Source organism: Gemmatimonadota bacterium (genome assembly GCA_026705765.1).
GTDB lineage: Bacteria > Latescibacterota > UBA2968 > UBA2968 > UBA2968 > VXRD01.
On sequence record JAPPAB010000101.1, the window covers coordinates 36535 to 55542 of the forward strand.

General features: G+C 53.2%; 17 protein-coding genes and 1 tRNA gene. 8 read left to right on the forward strand and 10 right to left on the reverse strand.

Going from position 1 to position 19008, the window contains the following annotated elements:
• The first annotated feature begins 29 nt into the window (after positions 1-29).
• Together OXH16_13500 and OXH16_13505 are read left to right on the forward strand one after the other, a co-directional pair.
• The gene (locus tag OXH16_13500) at positions 30-1280 is read left to right on the forward strand and encodes a serine hydrolase (protein ID MCY3682410.1); all 1251 of its coding nucleotides are present in this window, start codon (positions 30-32) and stop codon (positions 1278-1280) included.
• A gap of 55 nt (positions 1281-1335) precedes the next feature.
• Positions 1336-1411, forward strand: a tRNA-Glu gene (locus OXH16_13505).
• A gap of 89 nt (positions 1412-1500) precedes the next feature.
• Here OXH16_13505 and OXH16_13510 read toward each other — a convergent pair.
• Entirely contained in the window at positions 1501-1674 is a 174-nt protein-coding gene (locus OXH16_13510) for a hypothetical protein (protein ID MCY3682411.1), read from the reverse strand.
• A 234-nt stretch (positions 1675-1908) separates the two neighbouring features.
• A complete protein-coding gene (locus tag OXH16_13515) occupies positions 1909-2112 on the reverse strand; it encodes a hypothetical protein (protein ID MCY3682412.1) in 204 nt (67 codons plus the stop codon).
• A 315-nt stretch (positions 2113-2427) separates the two neighbouring features.
• On the opposite strand from OXH16_13515, the gene OXH16_13520 reads away from it, so the two are divergent.
• Both OXH16_13520 and OXH16_13525 read left to right on the forward strand, forming a co-directional pair.
• Positions 2428-3066, forward strand: coding sequence for a uridine kinase (locus tag OXH16_13520; GenBank protein MCY3682413.1), 639 nt, complete (start codon positions 2428-2430; stop codon positions 3064-3066).
• Between the two features lie 179 nt (positions 3067-3245).
• Complete coding sequence (locus OXH16_13525) at positions 3246-4073, forward strand: phytanoyl-CoA dioxygenase family protein (GenBank protein MCY3682414.1); 828 nt, start codon at positions 3246-3248, stop codon at positions 4071-4073.
• On the opposite strand, the gene ilvD is transcribed toward OXH16_13525, so the two are convergent.
• On the reverse strand, positions 4074-5780 hold the full coding sequence (gene ilvD, locus OXH16_13530; protein MCY3682415.1) for a dihydroxy-acid dehydratase: 1707 nt from the start codon (positions 5778-5780) through the stop codon (positions 4074-4076). It abuts the gene before it with no gap.
• A gap of 93 nt (positions 5781-5873) precedes the next feature.
• On the opposite strand from ilvD, the gene OXH16_13535 reads away from it, so the two are divergent.
• Together OXH16_13535 and OXH16_13540 are read left to right on the forward strand one after the other, a co-directional pair.
• The gene (locus OXH16_13535) at positions 5874-6386 is read left to right on the forward strand and encodes a mismatch-specific DNA-glycosylase (GenBank protein ID MCY3682416.1); all 513 of its coding nucleotides are present in this window, start codon (positions 5874-5876) and stop codon (positions 6384-6386) included.
• Positions 6387-6396: 10 nt separating this feature from the next.
• Positions 6397-7806 (forward strand): sulfatase, encoded by a 1410-nt coding sequence (locus OXH16_13540; protein ID MCY3682417.1) that lies wholly within the window; start codon positions 6397-6399, stop codon positions 7804-7806.
• Between the two features lie 2 nt (positions 7807-7808).
• Here OXH16_13540 and lpdA read toward each other — a convergent pair whose 3' ends face one another.
• The 5 genes from lpdA to OXH16_13565 all read right to left on the reverse strand — a co-directional run bounded on the left by lpdA (position 7809) and on the right by OXH16_13565 (position 14922).
• Positions 7809-9221, reverse strand: coding sequence for a dihydrolipoyl dehydrogenase (gene lpdA, locus OXH16_13545; GenBank protein MCY3682418.1), 1413 nt, complete (start codon positions 9219-9221; stop codon positions 7809-7811).
• Positions 9222-9235: 14 nt separating this feature from the next.
• Positions 9236-10495: a 2-oxo acid dehydrogenase subunit E2 gene (locus OXH16_13550; GenBank protein ID MCY3682419.1), complete on the reverse strand. Its 1260-nt coding sequence runs from the start codon at positions 10493-10495 to the stop codon at positions 9236-9238.
• Positions 10496-10520: 25 nt separating this feature from the next.
• Complete coding sequence (gene aceE / locus OXH16_13555) at positions 10521-13226, reverse strand: pyruvate dehydrogenase (acetyl-transferring), homodimeric type (GenBank protein MCY3682420.1); 2706 nt, start codon at positions 13224-13226, stop codon at positions 10521-10523.
• Positions 13227-13488: 262 nt separating this feature from the next.
• Positions 13489-13881: a c-type cytochrome gene (locus OXH16_13560; protein MCY3682421.1), complete on the reverse strand. Its 393-nt coding sequence runs from the start codon at positions 13879-13881 to the stop codon at positions 13489-13491.
• 12 nt (positions 13882-13893) lie between these two features.
• Entirely contained in the window at positions 13894-14922 is a 1029-nt protein-coding gene (locus OXH16_13565; GenBank protein ID MCY3682422.1) for a fumarylacetoacetate hydrolase family protein, read from the reverse strand.
• 125 nt (positions 14923-15047) lie between these two features.
• Between OXH16_13565 and OXH16_13570 the strand changes: the two genes are divergently transcribed.
• The gene (locus OXH16_13570) at positions 15048-15827 is read left to right on the forward strand and encodes an SDR family oxidoreductase (protein ID MCY3682423.1); all 780 of its coding nucleotides are present in this window, start codon (positions 15048-15050) and stop codon (positions 15825-15827) included.
• Here the strand turns inward: OXH16_13570 and hflX are convergent.
• On the reverse strand, positions 15824-17116 hold the full coding sequence (hflX, locus tag OXH16_13575; GenBank protein MCY3682424.1) for a GTPase HflX: 1293 nt from the start codon (positions 17114-17116) through the stop codon (positions 15824-15826). The two genes, OXH16_13570 and hflX, sit on opposite strands and share 4 nt — an antisense overlap.
• 47 nt (positions 17117-17163) lie before the next feature.
• Here hflX and OXH16_13580 point away from each other — a divergent pair, with 47 nt between their 5' ends.
• Complete coding sequence (locus tag OXH16_13580; GenBank protein ID MCY3682425.1) at positions 17164-17685, forward strand: RDD family protein; 522 nt, start codon at positions 17164-17166, stop codon at positions 17683-17685.
• A gap of 3 nt (positions 17686-17688) precedes the next feature.
• Here the strand turns inward: OXH16_13580 and OXH16_13585 are convergent, their stop codons facing one another.
• The gene (locus tag OXH16_13585; GenBank protein ID MCY3682426.1) at positions 17689-18849 is read right to left on the reverse strand and encodes a hypothetical protein; all 1161 of its coding nucleotides are present in this window, start codon (positions 18847-18849) and stop codon (positions 17689-17691) included.
• Between the last annotated feature and the right edge of the window lie 159 nt (positions 18850-19008).

Consider the following 19008-nt stretch of genomic DNA (forward strand, 5'->3'; position numbering starts at 1 on the left):
TTTTTATGTACAAAATGGAGAGTATTTATATGACGCGGTTTCTAAAACATAGCCTGTTTGCTCTGCTGGCTGTTTTTCTGTCCTTACACCCGATTTTTGCTGCTGAAATTCCCCAGGGAGATCCCGTAGAGTTGGGGTTTTCTGCAGAGCGTCTTGCGAAGATTCAGCCCGCAATGCAAGCGCTCGTGGATTCTGGGAAGTTTGCCGGTGTTTTGACGCTAATTGCCCGAAAGGGCAAGATTGTGCATTTTGAGACTGCGGGTTTGCGCGATCGGGAATTGAATAAGCCGATGACGGAGGATACGCTTTTTCGCATTTATTCTATGACCAAACCGATTACCAGTGTTGCGATTATGATGCTTTACGAAGCGGGCAAGCTGAAGATGGACGATCCGGTGTCTAAGTTTATTCCCGAGTTTGCCAATACAAAGGTCTATACGGGTGGCGGGACCGAGAATCCCGTTCTGGTGCCGCTCGAGCGCGAGATAAGGATTGCGGATTTGCTCACGCATACGTCTGGTTTGACGTATGGCATTTTTGGACAGACATCCGTGGATACGCTTTATCGGATTGCGAATCTGTATTCGATTACATCAAATGTCGAATATGCCCAGAAGGTGGCTCAGCTTCCCCTGCGTTTTCAACCCGGTACCCGGTGGCTCTACAGCGTGGCGACGGATATCCTCGGTCGCGTGGTTGAGGTTGCTTCAGGTATGTCTTTGGGCGCGTTTTTCTCAGAGCGCATTTTTGTGCCTTTAGAGATGGTCGATACGAGTTTTTACGTGCCGGAGGAGAAGCGCGGTCGCATGGCTACGCTGTATGGAAAGGACGATGAGGGCAAGTTCAGAGCGCGCAACCGTCAGAGCAATATGCGGCGCGATGCACGGGAGTCCGGTGGCGGCGGGTTGGTGAGTACGGCTCGGGATTATCTCCGTTTTTCCCAGATGTTGCTCAATGGAGGTGCGTTGTACGGTACGCGTATTTTGAAGCCGGAGACGATCCAGCTTATGACGGCTAATCATTTGCCGGAGACGGCACGTTACCGACATCGCCGGCGCAAGAGCGATGGTTTTGGGTACGGTTTTTCTGTGATTGTAGATGAGACGGAGACGGCGTGGGAGGACAGGAATGGGACGTATTACTGGTCGGGTATTGCCAAGACGCATTTTTGGATTGATCCGCAAAATGAGATGATTTCTATGGTGTGGACCCAGTTGCGCGGATCGGGCAATATTACGCGGCCTTTCCAGCCTCTGGTTTACAAGGCGCTTGCGGAGTAGGGGGGCTTGACAAAAGTATCGAATTTTATTAGGTTGTCGCCATCATTTTGTGAGTGACCCCGTCGTTCAGTGGCCTAGGACACCAGACTCTCACTCTGGAGACGGGGGTTCGACTCCCCTCGGGGTCACCAGAAAATAATAGTGTTTTTTTGATAAGAGAAAGGTCGTGGGAATTTATTCCCCACGACCTTTTGTTTTTTATGGCATGTGTAAGTCAGTATCAATCCGGGAGATAGCCCCCATGTTCAATATCGTCTTCGACTCCCAGGTGGGATAGTACCTCATCTATGACATCTGAATCAAATTTCACTTGTTCGGCGAGGTTGACTAATTTTCTGTACGTGATTTCGTCACGTCGATAGGCTTCGATAGCCATACCCAGGAAATTGAGCACAAAATTGTTAAAGGGATGTTCTCGCTTTTCTTCGATGTTCAGATGTCGCGCAAGTTGCGATATGTCGTAGATGGGATCAATTCCCGGATTTTATATATAATAATGCCGAAAGCCTGTGTTTTAAGAGGCTCTCGGCACTTATTCTCAGAAAGCAAACCACAAACTTGTCACATGGTCAGTTCATTCTCGCACTTTTGCCCCTTGACAAAAGCCACTGTGTCAGTCTGTGTGGGGTTAGGAACCGAGTTTAAAAAGAATCAACCCGATAATCGTCATCCAGGAGGTGAACATCAGACCCATAATCCACCGTTGGCCTGCTTGAAGCTCTCTTTGCCCAGTTTCGAGGTGGGTCAAATGGCGGTCAATCTGCTCAATTAGAGCTTCCAAACGTGCATACTTAACGTCGTGTTGGTGAACCTTCGTTTCAATTTCGTTCATCTTGTTTCCGTTCTTTATAGAGTTAGTATCGAATCTGTAGGTGAGGACAATCCAGATTAGGTGCGCGGTAAGTTTTCTTTTTTCGTTTTTATCTTAAATTTCTTACACAGTGTGGAAGAAATCTAATCCATGCTTTAATTAACAGTATTTCCACTTACAAGGCAATATCCTTTCCTTTATCTCCACCAGCAAACCCACAGGCTGCTCGATCTGGGACAGGGCATTGGTGCCGCGTCCCTATTGGATTTCCTTGTCAGGTGTGTTCTGTAAAACTATAATACGCCATATGTATATTTTTTGCAATAGGGCTATGGAATGAATGAGAAAAATGACGTCAGACTCATCGTGATCGGTGTTTCGGGGGGATCTGCCGCGGGCAAGACGACTTTTACGGATATACTATCTGATAGGCTCACTGATTTTGGCCCTGTCGTGCTCAATCAGGATAGCTATTTTCGCGACTGGTCAGCGCTGCCAGAAGACGAGCGCGAGATTCAGCGGACGGCAAACCATCCGCGGGCTGTGCTGTGGGAGCCTTTGATCGCGCATGTCAGATGTTTGCGCGAGGGACAGGCGATTGAAATGCCACCGCCCGGTACACGCGCTTTTCGGCGGGGCGATGATCCTCAAAAGGTCGTGCCTGAGAGACTAATTATTGTGGAGGGGCACTTGATTTTTTCGCAGGAGGCGCTGAGGTCTTTGCTGGATATCAAGCTGTTTTTGGATGTGGATACACACGAGCGGGTGCTCAGGCGTATGTTGCGGAATACGTCGAGTGGGATGTCGCTGGAAGATGCGGTGGCATGGTATCGCCGGGATGTCGTGCCCAATTATCGCGTCTATACGGAGCCGACAAGGGCGTACGCGGATTTGATTGTGCCTTTTGAAGGGGATGTGCAAGTAGCTGTCGATGTTGTGGCAAATGGCATACGCAGGATGATTCAACATAGATAGCAAGTATGGCTTGCCTCGCGTGTTTTCTGGTCGTAAATTTACGAATCAACGAATCAACGAATCTGTGACGGAGCTTGTAATAACTCTGGGTGGTTGAGTGGGGTTCGTCTATTCGTCTATTCGCAGTTTGATCTTACGACGCTGATTTTTGACCTGTAATTTTTAAGGAGACGACCACTATGACCGTTCAATCCGATTGGGCTGTTCTCACAGATGAACAGCGGCAGTTTTTTGAGGATAATGGGTATCTCTTGATCGAAGACGCGCTGCCGCCCGATGTTGTCGCCGAACTCAATGCGGCGACTGATGAAATTTACGACCGGGAAAAGGCGGATGGTCGCCTGGAGAAAGCGGGCAAGCTCAACTTGCGGAACTGCATTGTGCATCACGATGCTTTTCTTCAGTTGCTCGATTGGCCGACCACGGCGCCTCTGGCGTGGCAGATTCTCAACTGGAATATCCAGATGATTACCTCGCACCTCATTGTTTTGCCGTCTGGTCCAGAGCCTCCGGAAGAGGAAAAGCGCAAGGGTGGGTATCACCGCGATGGCGGTTCGTCTTCCAGGGAGATGACCGAACCCCATCCGCGCATTCTGCTCAAAATTGCCTACGCCATCAGCGATCAGACAGATCCCGCCTCGGGGGCGACGCAACTCGTGCCCGGGAGCAATCGGCTATTTGGTAGGCCTGCGATTGATCCGGCAACGGGTCATCCGAGAGGGGCGATCAATATGAATGTCAAGGCGGGTTCGGCATTTATTTTTGAACAGCGCACGTATCACGGTATTGGCAGAAATTGGTCGGGTTTTCCGCGCAAGACCGTTTTTATGGGCTATGCGTATCGCTGGGTCAAGCCTATGGATTACATCAATATGCCCGATGAACTCGTTGTTCGCGCAAATCCCGTTCAAAAACAACTCTTAGGTGTGGTCTCCGATCCGCTCAGTTTTTATATTCCGCAAGCGCAAGATGTGCCTCTCAAAGAGCTTGTGGAAAATGGTGTTTGATTACTCGTCTGTGACGCATCCCTCCGAAGCCGTTTTTACGTTTTTGATGTATTTGTAAAGGGTGCCGCGGTTGGCTTTGTACGGCGGTTGGGTCCAGGCTGCACGGCGTTTTTCGAGTTCTTCGACAGAGACGTCCATGTTGATCTCGCCTTTTTGGCTGTCGATGGTGACCTCGTCGCCGGTTTGGACGAGGGCGATGGGTCCGCCTTCGATGGCTTCGGGAACGACATGTCCGATGAGAAAGCCGTGCGATCCACCCGAAAAACGCCCATCGGTAATCAGCGCGACATCCTGTACCAGCCCTGCGCCAGCCAATGCAGATGTGGGGGTGAGCATTTCCGGCATGCCGGGTCCGCCTTTGGGTCCTTCGTAGCGGATGATGATGACATTGCCTTTTTCGATTTTGCCCTGTTCGAGGGCGGCGAGCATGTCTTCTTCGCAGTCGAATACATTGGCCGCGCCTTTGAATACCTCGCCTTCTTTGCCCGTGATTTTTCCGACTGAACCTTCCGGTGCCAGATTCCCTCGTAAAATTTGCAGATGTCCCGTTGGCTTGATGGGGTCATTAAAGGGGCTTACGATGTCTTGCTGTCCTTCACCCGTGCCATAAGGAGGAAGGGCTTTTATGTCGGCGAGATTTTCGGCAATGGTTTTGCCCGTTACTGTCATCTGGTCGCCGTCGATGAGGTCGGCGTCGAGGAGGAGTTTCATCATTGTGGGTGTTCCGCCGATGTCGTGAAGCTCTTCCATGACGTAGCGCCCAGAGGGTTTGAGGTCACACAGGAGGGGCGTTTCGTTGGATATGTGTTGAAATTCGTCGATGTTGAGGTCTATGTCATAAGCTCTGGCAATGGCGAGTAGATGGAGCACGATATTGGTGGATCCGCCCGTGACGACGGCGAGGCGGATGGCGTTGAGAAAGGATTGTTTGGTGACGATGTCGCGCGGTTTGAGGTCGGCTTCGAGCAGGGCGCGAACAGCGTGACCGGCGTGGATACATTCGGCGTGTTTGTCGGGGTCTTCGGCGGGTGTGCAGGAGGAATAGGGCAGGGAGAGGCCCATGCATTCGATGGCGCTGGCCATGGTATTGGCGGTGTACATGCCGCCGCAAGCACCGGCACCGGGGCAGGCGTGTTCGACGATTTCCTGACGTTCGGCATCGCTGAGCGAGTCTGTGAGAAATTCGCCGTAGCTTTGAAAGGCGGAGATGATGTCGAGTTTGCGTTCTTCACCTCGAATGGTGGCGCAACCTGGTTTTATGGTGCCGCCGTAGATCATCAGGGCAGGGCGGTTGAGGCGGCCCATTGCCATGACCACGCCGGGCATGTTTTTGTCGCAGCCGGGCAGTGCGATCAGGCCATCGTACCACTGCGCGCCCATGAGGGTTTCGATGGAGTCGGCTATGAGGTCGCGGGATTGAAGGGAGAAGGACATGCCGTCTGTGCCCATGGATATGCCGTCGGATACGCCGATGGTGTTGAAGCGCATGCCAACGCATCCGGCTTCGGTGACGCCTTTTTTGGCTTCGGCGGCGAGGTCGTTGAGGTGCATGTTGCACGGGTTGCCTTCGTACCAGACCGAGGCGATGCCGACCTGTGCTTTGTCCATGTCGGCGCGCGTGAGTCCCGTGGCATAGAGCATGGCCTGAGATCCACCCTGGGATTTTCTCTGGGTGATCTGTGAGCTGTACTTATTCAGTTTTGCCATTGAAGATTTCCTTTCGTAGATGAACTTTGTCTTATTTTTCCAAGGTTGTAATTTAACCGATTTGTGGGAGATGTGTCAACAAGGGTGTGGCATATGGCTGATTATGTGTTGCGGGATTATTTGCGCGTGGGGCTGAATCTGGTGTTTGTGGGGTTTAATCCGAGCTTAAGGTCCGCAGAAATTGGTCATTATTACGCGGGGCGCGGCAATCAGTTCTGGCCGTTTTTGTACGAGGCTGGGCTGACGGATCGATTGTTGGAGCCGCGAGAAGATGCGACTATTTTGGATTATAATATCGGGCTGACAGATATTGTGAAGGGGCGCGCGACGCGGGGAATTGGAGATTTGACGGATGGCGATTATGTGTCGGGTTTTGAATTGTTGCGAGAAAAGATGCGGAGGTATCGACCCCGGGTGATTTGTTTTAATGGGAAGAGCGGATATGCCAAAGTGATGGGCGGGAAGCGCGATTACGGTTTGCAAGATGAGATGCTGGAAGGCGCGAAGCTGTTTCTCGCACCGTCAACGAGTGGTGCGCTGCCTATGCCGAGGGTTGAGAAATTGCGGTATTATCGAGAGTTGAAGTCTTTTGTTGATAACTTGTGAAGGAGCGAAGATGAAGCGACCGAATATTTTGTTTGTGATGACCGATGACCACACGCCGCGCGAGATGAGCAGTTATGGCAATCCGATTTTGCATACGCCCAATCTGGATCGCATTGGGAATGAGGGTACGCGGTTTAACAATTGTTTTTCTACTAACGCATTGTGCGCGCCTGCGCGGGGCACGGTGCTGACGGGATGTTTTTCACATGTCCACGGTATTCGGGGAAATTCTGAGAGGGCCGATGCGATTGAGTTTCTGGATCCGAATGTGCCGACGTTTCCCGAGTTGCTTCGCGATGCGGGATACAAGACCGCGTTGTTTGGCAAGTATCATATCCGGCAGGATCCGCGGGGTTTTGATACGTGGTGTATTCATCCCGGGCAGGGCGTGTATTTTGATCCGACGTATATCGATAATGGGAAGGAGGTGCAGAAGGAGGGGTATGCTACGGATATAACGACGGATATGGCGCTTGAATTTTTGAGGGGGCTGGATGGAGGACAGCCTTTCTGTCTGGTGTATCAGTTTAAGGCGCCGCATCGTCCGTTTACGCCAGCACCCCGACACGCGCATCTTTTTGATGATGTTGAGATTCCCCAGCCAGAGACTTATGGCGATGATTTTGCTACGCGGAAGATTGCGGCTCTGGCAGAAGATATGAAGTTTGATATTAGTCTGGCGCCCGATTACGACGATATACCCGAGGGTTTGAGTGAAGGGGAAAAGAAGGATTGGATTTACCAGCGTTTTATGAAGGATCGGTATCGCACGATTTACGGTGTGGATGAAAATCTGGGGCGGGTGCTGGATTATCTGGATGAGATGGGTTGGGCTGACGATACGCTGGTGATTTACACGTCGGATCACGGGTATTTTTTGGGCGATTACGGGTGGTACGACAAGCGGTTTATGTACGAGCCGTCGATTCGCATTCCGCTGGTGGTGCGTTATCCAAATGGAGGTATAAGCGGGAATGTGACCGATGCGCTGGTGATGAATGTGGATTTTGCGCCGACGATTCTGGATTTTGCGGGTGTCGATATTCCCGAAGGTGTGCAGGGCGAGAGTTTGCGTCCGTTGCTCCAGGGGACAGAACCCGATGATTGGCGCAGGTCTGTTTATTACGCCTATTTTGAAGATTCGTGGGTGCTGCACGGCAAGGGGGCAGAGGCGATGTCAGAGCCGTCATTCCAGTATTTTACACCACACCGCATTGGCCCGCATCGCGGCGTGCGTACGGACCGCTACAAGTTGATTGAATATTATGCCGAGGGCGATTACTGGGAGTTGTTCGATTTGCAAGAGGATCCCAATGAATTGCTAAATGTGTACGATGACGCCGCGTATGCAGATCTGGTGGGGGAGTTGAAGACCGAGTTGAGGAGGTTGCAGGCGCAGTATGGGGATTTGAGTGTGTGAAGCTATTTTTTGGGCATGTACACGTCGGTCGCGGAGCCGAGGTGGATTTCTGAGGCGATGCCGATGGATTCGGCAAGCGAGGGGTGCGGGTGAATGGTGTGGGCAATGTCTTCGGCAACGGCAGCCATTTCAATGGCGAGTACGCCTTCGGCGATGAGGTCGCCCGCATGGGGTCCCACGATGCCCATGCCGAGTACGCGCTGGGTATAGGGATCGACAATGAGCTTGGTCTGGCCTTCGATGCGTCCAATGGCATGCGCTTTGCCAGAGGCGGCCCAGGGGAAGCGCACGATAGCGACTTTTCGGTCTTGTTTGAGAGCGTCGGTTTCGGTCAGGCCCACCCATGCAATTTCGGGATCGGTGTACACGACAGAGGGTATGAGTGCGTCAAAAGACGCGGGTTCGCTGGCGAGAACTTCGGCGGCGATTTTGCCTTCGTGTGCGGCTTTGTGAGCGAGGCCGGGGCCCGGAACGGCGTCGCCGATTGCAAAGAGGCGAGGGTCGTTTGTACGCATTTGTGAATCGACTTCGATGAATCCCTGATCGTTGGGTACAATGTCCGTGTTTTCAAGGCCGATATTATCTGTATTTGGGCGTCGGCCAATGCAGAGGAGTACGCGGTCGAATATTTCAGATGTTTTCGATTCTTCGCCTTCCCAGTGTACTTCAATACCGGTATTGACTTCTTCGATATGCGTGACGCGCGTGCTGGTGTGTATGGCGCTGAATGCCTGACGCAATCGGGTTTCGAGGGGTTTGACGAGGTCGGGGTCGGTGCCGGGCAAGAGGGTGTCGGTCATTTCGACGACTGTGACGGCACTTCCCAATGCGGCATAGACACTGCCGAGTTCGAGGCCGATGATGCCTCCGCCAACGACGAGAAGGCTTTTGGGTATTTCGTCGAGATCGAGTGCTGTTGTCGAGTCCAGGATGCGCGGTGTGTCGAGCGCAAAAATTGGGAGGATAATAGGGCGTGAGCCCGTGGCGATGATGGCGTGTTCAAATTCGACGCGGTCGATATCCCCATCACCTGTGATGGACGCGCTTTGAGAATTCTCAAATTGCGCGTAGCCCGTCAGATGGGTGACTTTGCGCTGGCGCACCAGGCCAGACAGGCCAGTCGAGAGGCGGGTGATGATGTTGTCTTTCCAGCCTCGCAGGGCGTCCAGATCGATTTTGGGGGCGCCAAAGGTGAGGCCATATGTTCTGGCTTCACTGGCTTCGGTGATGAGTTCGGCAACGTGGAGCAGGGCTTTGGATGGGATGCATCCGCGCAATAAACAGGTGCCACCGAGGTTGTCGTCGGCATTGACGAGGGTGACTTGCAGGCCCAGATCAGCAGCGCGAAAGGCCGCTGTATATCCGCCGGGACCGCCGCCGATTACGAGGAGATCGGTTTTGTGCGTTTCGGCCATGTGATTTCTCCAGTTTATCCGCCCATGAGCATGAGTTCCGGGTTTTCGAGCGCATCGACGATTTTTCGCATGAATCGCGCACCATCGGCGCCGTCAATAACGCGGTGATCATAAGATAGCGCCAAAGGCATGATGAGGCGGGGTTCAATGCGGCCTTCGCGCACGGTGGCTTCTTCTCTTGCGCGTCCAAATCCCAATATTGCAACTTCGGGGTGATTGACGATGGGGGTAAATTCGCCCACGCCCAGGCTGCCGAGGTTGGTGACGGTGAATGTGCCGCCTTGCAATTCGTCGAGGCCAATTTTGCCGGTGCGCGCGCGGTTGCTGATGTCGCCGAGTTCGAGAGCCAGTTCCAGGATGTCTTTGCGATCGACGTCTTTGATGACGGGAACGAGCAAGCCGCGTTCGGTGTCAACGGCGATGCCGAGGTTATAGTAGTGTTTGAGTATAATTTCATTGGTCCCCGCATCGAGGCTGGCGTTGAATTGCGGAAAGGTCTTTAGCGCGGTGATGATTGCTTTTAGCGCGAGGACAGTTGGCGTCAGTTTGGCCCCCAGTGCTTCGGTTTTTTCTTTGTTGCGCTGCCGAAATGCTTCGAGGTCCGTGACGTCTGCGCGATCAAATTGTGTGACATGAGCCACCTGTTGCCAGGCCTGGCTCATATTTTTTGCGATAATCTGCCGAACTTTGCTGAGGGGTTGGCGTTCGATGTTGCCCCATCTCGAGAAGTCGGGCAATTCGGAGGGCGCAACAGACACAGAACTTCCCGTTTGCCGGTCGCGCACAGCGGCTTTGATATCGTCTTGTGATATGCGTCCACCGGGACCTGAGCCAGCGACCTGGGTGAGATCTACGCCGAGCTCTCGCGCGAGCCGCCGCGTGGATGGGGCTGCGGGAATGGGGTCGCCGTTTGATGTGGGTGCAGGTGGCCTGGGTGCGGAAGGTGTTGGTTCGGGTGCTCTGGCGGTGGGTTCGGGTTCTTCTTCTGGTGCAGGAACTGGTGCTTCGACTTCTGGCTCGGGGACTGCTTGTTGTTCACCTTCTTCAACGGAGATCAATAAGCTGCCTACGGGCACGCGGTCTCCAGCACTGATGTGTATTTTTGTGATGGTGCCAGCAATACTGCTGGGTACTTCAACGAGGGCTTTGTCGGTTTCGAGCTCGACTACGCTCTGATCGACTTCAATGGTGTCGCCTTCGGCAACGAGTACGCTGACAACATCGCCGGCTTCTACACCTTCGCCGAGATCGGGAAGTTTAAATTCGGTTGCCACAAGACCTCCTTAATCGCGGATTGAGTTAATAGTACGTCGTGACCGGGCCTGCCGATACCGGATCGATTTTCTCGGGGTCTATTCCGAGTTCGTCGATGGCTGTGGCGACCTGTTCGCGTTTGATTTTGCCCTGTTTTGCCAGGACGTGAAGCGCGGCCACAGCGATGCATTCGGCGTCAACTTCAAAATGCCGACGCAGAGCCTGGCGTGTGTCGCTGCGCCCAAATCCATCTGTGCCGAGGACCATCAGGTCTTCGGGCACCCAGGGGCGGATCATTTCGGGCAGGGCTTTCATGTAATCGGATGCGGCGACGATCGGGCCATCGGTTTTTTCGAGTACTTTGACGATATACGGCTTTTTTTGGCGTCGTGTTGGGTGTAGCATGTTCCACCGCTCTGTCTCGAGCGCGTCTCGCCGCAATTCTTTGTATGAGGTGACGCTCCACACGTCGGCAGAAATATTGTATTCGGCTGCGAGAATTTCTTGCGCGCGCAGGGTTTCGCGGAGGATGGATGCACTGCCAAAGAGCTGAACTTTGTGCTGGCCCTGTTGCATTCTGTGCTTTTTGAGCGGATAAATGCCTTTGACAATGCCTTCTTCAACGCCTTTGGGCATGGGGGGGTGTTCGTAGTTTTCATTGCCCAGGGTCATGTAGTAATAAACATCTTCCTGTTCCTGGTACATGCGTCGGATGCCGTCCTGGATGATGATGGCAATTTCGTAGGCATAGGCTGGATCGTAGGCAATACAGTTGGGAACGGATGAGGCGAGAATGTGGCTGTGCCCATCTTCGTGCTGGAGACCTTCGCCGTTGAGCGTGGTGCGCCCGGCTGTTCCGCCTAAGAGAAAGCCCTTGCAGCGGATATCGCCGGCCAGCCACATGAGATCGCCCACGCGTTGAAAGCCGAACATGGAATAGTAGATGTAGAATGGGATGGTGTTGACGCCGTGTGTGGCATAAGCTGTGCCAGCGCAGATGAATGAGGACATGGCACCGGCTTCGTTGATGCCTTCTTCGAGAATTTGGCCGTCCTGGGCTTCTCGGTAGTAGCTGATGTTGCCCGCGTCAACGGGTTCGTATATCTGCCCCATGTGCGAGTAGATGCCGAGTTGCCGAAACAGGGAATCCATACCAAAGGTGCGGGCTTCGTCGGGGATGATGGGGACGAGCAGTTTGCCGATGTCTTTGTCGCGGGCGAGTTTGGCAAACAGGCGCGCAAAGGCCATGGTCGTAGAGGCCTGGCGATCGCCTGTACCTTTGAAAGCTTCGTCGAATACCTCGCGCGAGGGTGCTTGAATAGGTTCGGCACGTACACTTCGGGCGGGTAAATATCCGCCGAGTTCGCGGCGGCGTTGTTGTAAGTACTGCATTTCAGGGCTGTCGTCGGGGGGGCGATAAAAGGGTGCTTTGCCCACTTCGCTGTCGGAGATGGGGATGTCAAATCGGCGTTTGAATTCTCGCATCTCGTCTTCTTCGAGCTTTTTTTGCTGGTGGGTCATGTTGCGGCCTTCGCCAGCTTCGCCCAGGCCGTAGCCTTTGATGGTTTTGGCCAGGATAACAGTTGGTGCACCCTTGTGTTCCACGGCGGCTTTGAAGGCGGCGTACACTTTTTCGGGATCGTGACCGCCGCGACGCAATTTTTGGAGTTGTTCGTCCGAGAGGTGATCGACCATTTTGAGCAGGTCGGGATGGGTACCAAAAAAGTCGCGGCGGATGTATTCGCCGGATTCGACGGTGTATTTCTGGTATTGACCATCGACGACTTCTTCCATGCGCTGCTGAAGCAGACCCTGGGTGTCTTTTTCCAGAAGTGCGTCCCAATCGTCTCCCCATATAATTTTGATGACATTCCAGCCAGCGCCGCGAAAGACCTGTTCGAGTTCCTGGATGATTTTGCTATTGCCGCGCACGGGACCGTCGAGGCGTTGCAGGTTGCAGTTGATTACAAAGATGAGGTTGTCGAGTTGTTCGCGGGTTGCCAGGCTGATGGCGCCGAGGGTTTCGGGTTCGTCTGTTTCGCCGTCGCCGACGAAGACCCAGACTTTGGAATCGCGGGTCGATTTGAGGCCGCGGTCTTCGAGGTAGCGGTTGAAGCGGGCCTGGAAGATGCCCACGAGGGGGCCAAGTCCCATTGAGACGGTGGGAAATTGCCAGAAGTCGGGCATGAGATAGGGGTGTGGATAGGAAGACAGGCCGCCGGGATTGCGGAGTTCGCGGCGGAAGTTTTCGAGGTGTTCGGTGCTCAGACGACCTTCGAGGAAGGCGCGGGCATACATGCCGGGCGAGGCATGGCCCTGGAAGAAGACCTGATCTCCGGAGAAATCGCCATCGGGCGCTTTGAAGAAGTGATTTTGGCCCACTTCGTATAGCGTGGCAGCCGATGCAAAGGTGGAGATGTGACCGCCAATGCCATCGGCTTCTTTGTTGGCACGGGTGACCATGGCCATGGCATTCCAGCGCACGAGACTTTTGATGCGGCGCTCGATTTCGCGGTCGCCCGGATAGGGCAGTTGTTTGTCGCGTGAGATGGTGTTGATATAAGGCGTATGAGATGCAAAGGGTATGTCAACGCCCAAACTTTTTTGGGCTTCTTGTTCGAGGCGGTCGAGCAAATAGCGCACGCGGTCGGGACCGCCGTTTTGCAGAACATAAGCCAGAGATTCGATCCATTCTTCGGTTTCGATGGGATCGGTATCGCGAAATGTACCTGGTGCGACAGAATCGGCCATGGTAAACCCCTTTGTTCTGTGGTGCAATGACAGGTATTTGAAATATACGCTCGTATCCAAATATCAATTCTGTGGTGAAATTTACGAGGGATAATGAATTTTGTCAAATGTACAGTGTGTTTTTGCGCGAGAGGATGTTGGATTTTAAGGAAAGGGATCTGGATAAGATATTGTTAATTAGTAAAATAGTGTCATTAGTTGACTGGTTGGTAAAATATAATAAAAAAACAGAGCATCTCGCATCTTTCGAGGGAAGATGATGTCAGGCGTCCGGTACTTGTTGTCCCCGATGGCAGGTCTGGCAGGTGATTTGGGTGAATTGTCCTTCTTTGAAGTCTTTGAGGATTTCGCCATTGATTTTTTGCGTCATGGTAATCATGAGGCGCGCGATGTCTTTGCGGGGGTTTTCGTCTGAGGCAAAGTCATAAGTGGATAGGGATTGGCCTTCTTCCCCTTTGTGGCAAGCGTGACAGCGCACGCCCAGGGCTTTGCTAAAGTCTTTCATGTATTGCATGAGTTGTGCTTTTTTGATGTCTTTGGGCAGGACTTTTAAGTTGGTGTAGGTGTCGGGTATTTGGGCGAAAGATGCGGTGACGATCAGAGAGATGAGGGAACTGAGTGTGAGAATGAGTGCGATGAGTAATGAACGGTGCATAGTGCCTCCTTTTCATCTGTGATTGTCCAGCCATTGCAGTTGATTTGTTTGCGGAAAAGCGGTGATGGGATTTTCGAGGGGGCCAATGCCTTCAAAGGTCATGCACACGTGGTCGCCTTCACACAAGCCGCTTTCGAGGTCGTCGTCGGAAAAGACTATGGGGGTGCCCCAGTAGAGGATTTGGAGGGTGTCGGGTTCAAGGGGTAAGCGGGAAAAGAGCGATCGTTCGAGATGAAAGAGTCCGTCGGGCATGTTGAGATGGTTTTGTCCGGTATGCCCTTTTTTGTAGGCAATGCGCGTGTTGTTGCGTATCACTTCGCAAGAGACGGCTACGCTGCTGTCGTCATAAGCCGAGTTGGTGACCATCAGGGGACCGAGGCTGGCACAGCCGTGGGACCAGTTTTTGGCCTGGGGTAAGTTGAGTGGGTTTTCGGCTTCGATGCCGTTGTCGGTGTAGTCGTTACCGCCGGTGTAGCCCAATCGCTCAATTTGGCCTGTGGCATTGAGGCCATAGATGGTTACGAGTTCTGTTTCGGGTACGAGGCGTTGGGTGTTGTGGGGATGGGATATAGAGCCACCGTGTCCGACGAGGGCAGCGGTGTCGTTTTTGGCAAAGAGTTCGGGCGTGCCGCCCTGTGCACATTCCCGGTATTTTTGATCATAGACGTTGACGGCGTCACCCGTGGCTTGTTTGGCTTCGATTTCGCGCAATTTCGCGCTGTCTTCATGGGTGACGCCCGCCAGCCAGATACGCAATTTGTGCGGTGCATCTGTTGGTGCGGTTACCGGGCTGATGAGATGCGGTTGATCGGGGTCGTCCGTGTTGTCGAGGAGGTCGCGGAGTGAGAGGCGCAGCGCATTGTGGATATTGATTGCCTCTACTGTGGATGCAATACTGTTTTTGTTGCCCCCGTGGCGGTAATAGAGGTCGTGAAGCGAGGCCGGGTGGGGGGCACAGGCCGTAAGATCGAAGACTTCGTCGCCTTTGACAAGTCCCAGACGAGAGCCTCGCTCGGGTTGTGCGAATTGCAATAGTTTCATGGTTGCCTCGGTGATTGTGGGATGGGAAACAAGAATAGTTATAATTGATGGACCTGTAAAGCAGATAATTAGGGATGCGGTTGCGCGATTTTTTTTGCATATTGAGGTAAAAGGAGGCAGGTCTTATGGCAATAGCATTGATTACGGGTGCGTCGAGTGGTATCGGTTTGGAATTGGCGCGGGTGTTTGCGGCTGATGGGGTTGATGTGATTTTGTCGGCGCGGTCCGAGGATAAGTTGCACGATCTGGCGAGAGAAGTGCGAGAGGAGTACGGTGTGAGAGCTGAGGTGATTGTGGCCGATTTGTCGGTGCAGGGCGATGCGAAGAAGGTTTATGATCGGGTCAGGGAAATAGGGTGGGATGTGGATTATCTGGTGAATAATGCCGGATTTGGGGTTTATGGTTTTTATGCGGAGACAGATTGGACGGTCGAAGCGGATATGTTGCAGGTGAATATTGTCGCCCTGACGCATTTGACCAAGTTGTTTTTGCCGGGTTTGATTGAGAGGGGGCGGGGGAGAATTTTGAATGTGGCTTCGACTGCGGCGTTTCAACCCGGCCCGAGGATGGCTGTGTATTTTGCGACTAAGGCGTATGTGTTGTCGTTTTCAGATGCGATTGCCAATGAGTTAAAGGGTACTGGTGTGAGCGTGACTGCGCTGTGTCCAGGAGCGACGGAGACGGGTTTTCAACGCGCTGCAGGTGCAACGGGTTCGCGTTTGTTCGATATGCGCGGATTGCCCACGGGGGCCGATGTGGCGAAGTATGGGTACAGGGCTATGCAAAAGGGAAAGCGGGTCGCTATTCACGGGTTGATGAGTAAGCTACTGGCTTTTACTGTGCGCTTATTGCCCAGGCGGCTTGTCGTTGCAACGACGAGAGCGTTGATTGCGAGGAGTGATTAAGCGAGTGCATCTGCCTGTGTGTGGTTTGCAGACAGGAAGCGGTCCAGTTGCAGGCGCTCGGCATGGTTGGAATTGAGGCGAATGCGCAGGTGTACGTCGTTGCCCTCATAATCCAGGGTCTGTATTTCGCTGTGGGTGTAAAGTTGCGAGAGGAGTTTGCCTTCACTTTGTGGCACCTGAAGTTTTAGGGTGACTGCATCGGCAGCCAAGAAATCACATATCCGATTTTTTACCGCGTCGAGATTGGCGACGTCGAGCGCAGAAATTGCAAGCGCATTGGGATTTTTTGCGCAGCGTTTGTCAATTTCTTTTTGTCGTTCAGAATTCGCGAGGTCCATTTTGTTATAGACAGTCAGGACGGGTTTGTCATCAATTTTGAGTTTTGTGAGGACTTCGCGGACTGTGATCATTTGCATTTTGTATTGCGAATGGCTGGCATCGACAACGTGAAGGAGCAGGTCTGCCTGTACGGCTTCTTGTAATGTGGCGCGAAAGCAGGCAAAGAGGTGGTGCGGTAAGCGGTTGATAAAGCCGACGGTGTCGGTGAGCAAGATGGGGCGATGGCTTTGGACATCGACGCTGCGCGTGGTGTTGGTCAAAGTGGCAAAAAGCTGGTTTTCGACCAGAACATTTTCACCTGAAATCCCGCGCATAAGCGTGGATTTGCCCGCGTTGGTATAGCCAACGAGCACGACGTTAAAACTATGGCTGCGCCCTTTGCGGCTTGTGTCCATTTGACGTCTCACTCGTTTGAGGCTGTCGTAGAGGGACTTTCCGCGTTGTTCGATCCACCTGCGGGTGGTTTCGGTGTGCGTTTCACCCGATCCGAGGCCTGCGCGACGTTCTGCGTGGGGATTAAACTGGCGAATGCGGGGGCGCAAATAACGCAGGTGGGCCATTTGCACTTGAATTTGCGCGGTGCGTGTGCGTGCGTGTAAAGCAAAAATATCGAGAATGAGCAGGCTGCGGTCGAGGATGCGCACCCCAGTATGGGTTTCGAGGTTGCGCATTTGCGAGGGCGAAAGGTCATTGTCAAAGATGATCGCGTCGATATTGCTCTTTTGGGCCATTTCTCGAAGTTCGTCGATTTTGCCCGAACCTATATAGGTGGCTGGATCGGGTTTGTCGCGATTTTGCAATGTGCGATCAATTACCTCAAAGGTGGCAGTGGTGGCCAGGTGCGCGAGTTCTTCGAGAGATTCTCTGGCGCTGCGCGTGGAGATACCGCGTTGTGCCATCCCAACGAGAACGGCACGTCGTATGCCCTGTGCGTCAAAGATATGGTCCATGTTATCCCCTGAGTTTTTAGTTATATTCATAATAATAAGGTGAAGATATGTTGATGCAAAGCGAAATCGCCGGGATAGGACGGCGTCTGTTGGCAACGGTGCTGGATTTTTTGATTTTGCACCTGGTGCTGACGGTGGTTCTGCGCAATATGCTGCTGTCGCCTGCGGGCGTTTGGATGGTGGATTTTATTTTTATTGTGGTGTATTCCGCGGTATTTGTGGGGGTTATGGGCCAGACGCCGGGGAAGATGTTGTTGGGGTTGCGCGTGATTGATGCACAGGGTGGTGGGTTGAATTATGGGCAGACGTTTCGACGTGCAGTGGTGAAGTGGGCGCCGGTTTTTGTGCTGTTTATTCTGATGGCTCTGTTGACGCCAGAGGAGTTGTATCAGCTTCCCGCGGATGGAGAGGGGGTTGAGGTGGAGGCGCAATCGGCTGCGGTTTCTTCGACCGCGATGGTGATCGGTACGGTGGTCTGGGTGGTGTTGATTCACATGGCACGCCGCCATCCCGACGGACAGGGGATTCACGACCGGGTGGCAGAGACGTATGTGATTAGAACGGGGTGATGATTATCGGGTGCCCGCAAGAAAAAAGACAGCGTCTTTTTTTGTGATCTGGTCGGCGTTTTTGTCTGTGATTGTGAGTTTGAGGGTGTAGCGTCCGGGTGCGAGATTGGTGAGGGGCATTTCGAGATAGGTGTTTTCGTCGGGGTTTGTACCGACTTGATCAAAGCTGAGGCCAACGGCCTCGGTATTTTTTGTGCCCAATTTGGCGAGGAGGGATACGAGTGCGAAACCGGTTTCCTGGCGTTTTTGCACTTCGTAGGAGATGGTGTATCGCGTCTGTCCAAATTCGTCGCGTTTGAGGTTGTAGATTTCAAAGTAAACGTACATGGACATGCCGGGGACAAAGGTTGCCGAGGGCTGCGGCTGAATGTAGAGGTCGCCGCGCACAAAGGATGTGTCGGGTGCGCGGTCGGATTCGATGATGCGAGAGGCGACCTGGATGTCGCTGATCATCAGATGGCTTTTGTCGTGATAGGCGGGTAAGCGAAGTTCGCCCTGGCGATAGGCACCAATGCGGTTGGTGTTTTGACGCCATGCTTCAACAGCCAGTTCGTATTCGCCGGGTTCGGCGATGTGGCGCACGCTGCTGAGGGCTTGTAAACCCCGGTCCCGAACATCATCGGTGATGTCGATGGCCAATGCGCTTTTGGTGTTTTGATAATTGAGGGCGCGGGGGTAGATAAGCGCGGTGCGGCGTTCGACGACTACTGTGGTGTCCGGGTCTGTGAGCAGGGCCACATTGTCTAAAGGCAGGCCAAATATGACCTGTAATTCGGTTTTGTTTTTCGGTCCCCGAAAGGTGAGGGCGTCGAAGTAAAAGTCGAGGGGGTCAAGAGCTTCTATGCTGTACAATTCGGGTTCTATTGCTGCGAGCGATTGGGCGAGGGTGGCGGGGTTAAATTCGTTGAGGCGCTGAATCACGCTCATGTACGATCGTCCGGAGGATTCGGCATTGGCGAGGTCTTCTTCGGTTAGAGACGGGACGGGGGCAAAGTCGAAGTTTCCGCCCAGAAATTCATCGGTAAATGTAAATTCTGCACCCTGTCCGAGGTCTTTGTATATCCACACTTCCCAGGGTACAGAGGTCCAGCCGCTGGTCGTTGTGACGGGGCGGTAGTCGGTAAAGCCCATATTGCCCACGCGACCCAGGCCGCCTTCTTCCATGGTGCGAATCGGATAGACGGGGCCGACGAAGTTTGCCTCAATGCCCGCATCGCCGTAGATCGCATACGCTTTTTGTTCTTGAAGGCGCTGTACATCGAGTGGTACGATGGCATTGAGTTTGCGAGAGGTGGAGATGTAGTCGGGTTCGCCATATCAAAT

Coding starts and splice junctions, on each gene's coding strand:
- lpdA (MCY3682418.1), bottom strand. CDS start 9,221: ATGGCCGAAACGCACAAAACCGATCTCCTCGTAATCGGCGGCGGTCCC.
- aceE (MCY3682420.1), bottom strand. CDS start 13,226: ATGGCCGATTCTGTCGCACCAGGTACATTTCGCGATACCGATCCCATC.
- OXH16_13565 (MCY3682422.1), bottom strand. CDS start 14,922: ATGAAACTATTGCAATTCGCACAACCCGAGCGAGGCTCTCGTCTGGGA.
- OXH16_13500 (MCY3682410.1), top strand. CDS start 30: ATGACGCGGTTTCTAAAACATAGCCTGTTTGCTCTGCTGGCTGTTTTT.
- OXH16_13540 (MCY3682417.1), top strand. CDS start 6,397: ATGAAGCGACCGAATATTTTGTTTGTGATGACCGATGACCACACGCCG.
- OXH16_13580 (MCY3682425.1), top strand. CDS start 17,164: ATGTTGATGCAAAGCGAAATCGCCGGGATAGGACGGCGTCTGTTGGCA.
- OXH16_13535 (MCY3682416.1), top strand. CDS start 5,874: ATGGCTGATTATGTGTTGCGGGATTATTTGCGCGTGGGGCTGAATCTG.
- OXH16_13570 (MCY3682423.1), top strand. CDS start 15,048: ATGGCAATAGCATTGATTACGGGTGCGTCGAGTGGTATCGGTTTGGAA.
- OXH16_13515 (MCY3682412.1), bottom strand. CDS start 2,112: ATGAACGAAATTGAAACGAAGGTTCACCAACACGACGTTAAGTATGCA.
- OXH16_13585 (MCY3682426.1), bottom strand. CDS start 18,849: ATGGAAGAAGGCGGCCTGGGTCGCGTGGGCAATATGGGCTTTACCGAC.
- OXH16_13560 (MCY3682421.1), bottom strand. CDS start 13,881: ATGCACCGTTCATTACTCATCGCACTCATTCTCACACTCAGTTCCCTC.
- ilvD (MCY3682415.1), bottom strand. CDS start 5,780: ATGGCAAAACTGAATAAGTACAGCTCACAGATCACCCAGAGAAAATCC.
- hflX (MCY3682424.1), bottom strand. CDS start 17,116: ATGGACCATATCTTTGACGCACAGGGCATACGACGTGCCGTTCTCGTT.
- OXH16_13525 (MCY3682414.1), top strand. CDS start 3,246: ATGACCGTTCAATCCGATTGGGCTGTTCTCACAGATGAACAGCGGCAG.
- OXH16_13520 (MCY3682413.1), top strand. CDS start 2,428: ATGAATGAGAAAAATGACGTCAGACTCATCGTGATCGGTGTTTCGGGG.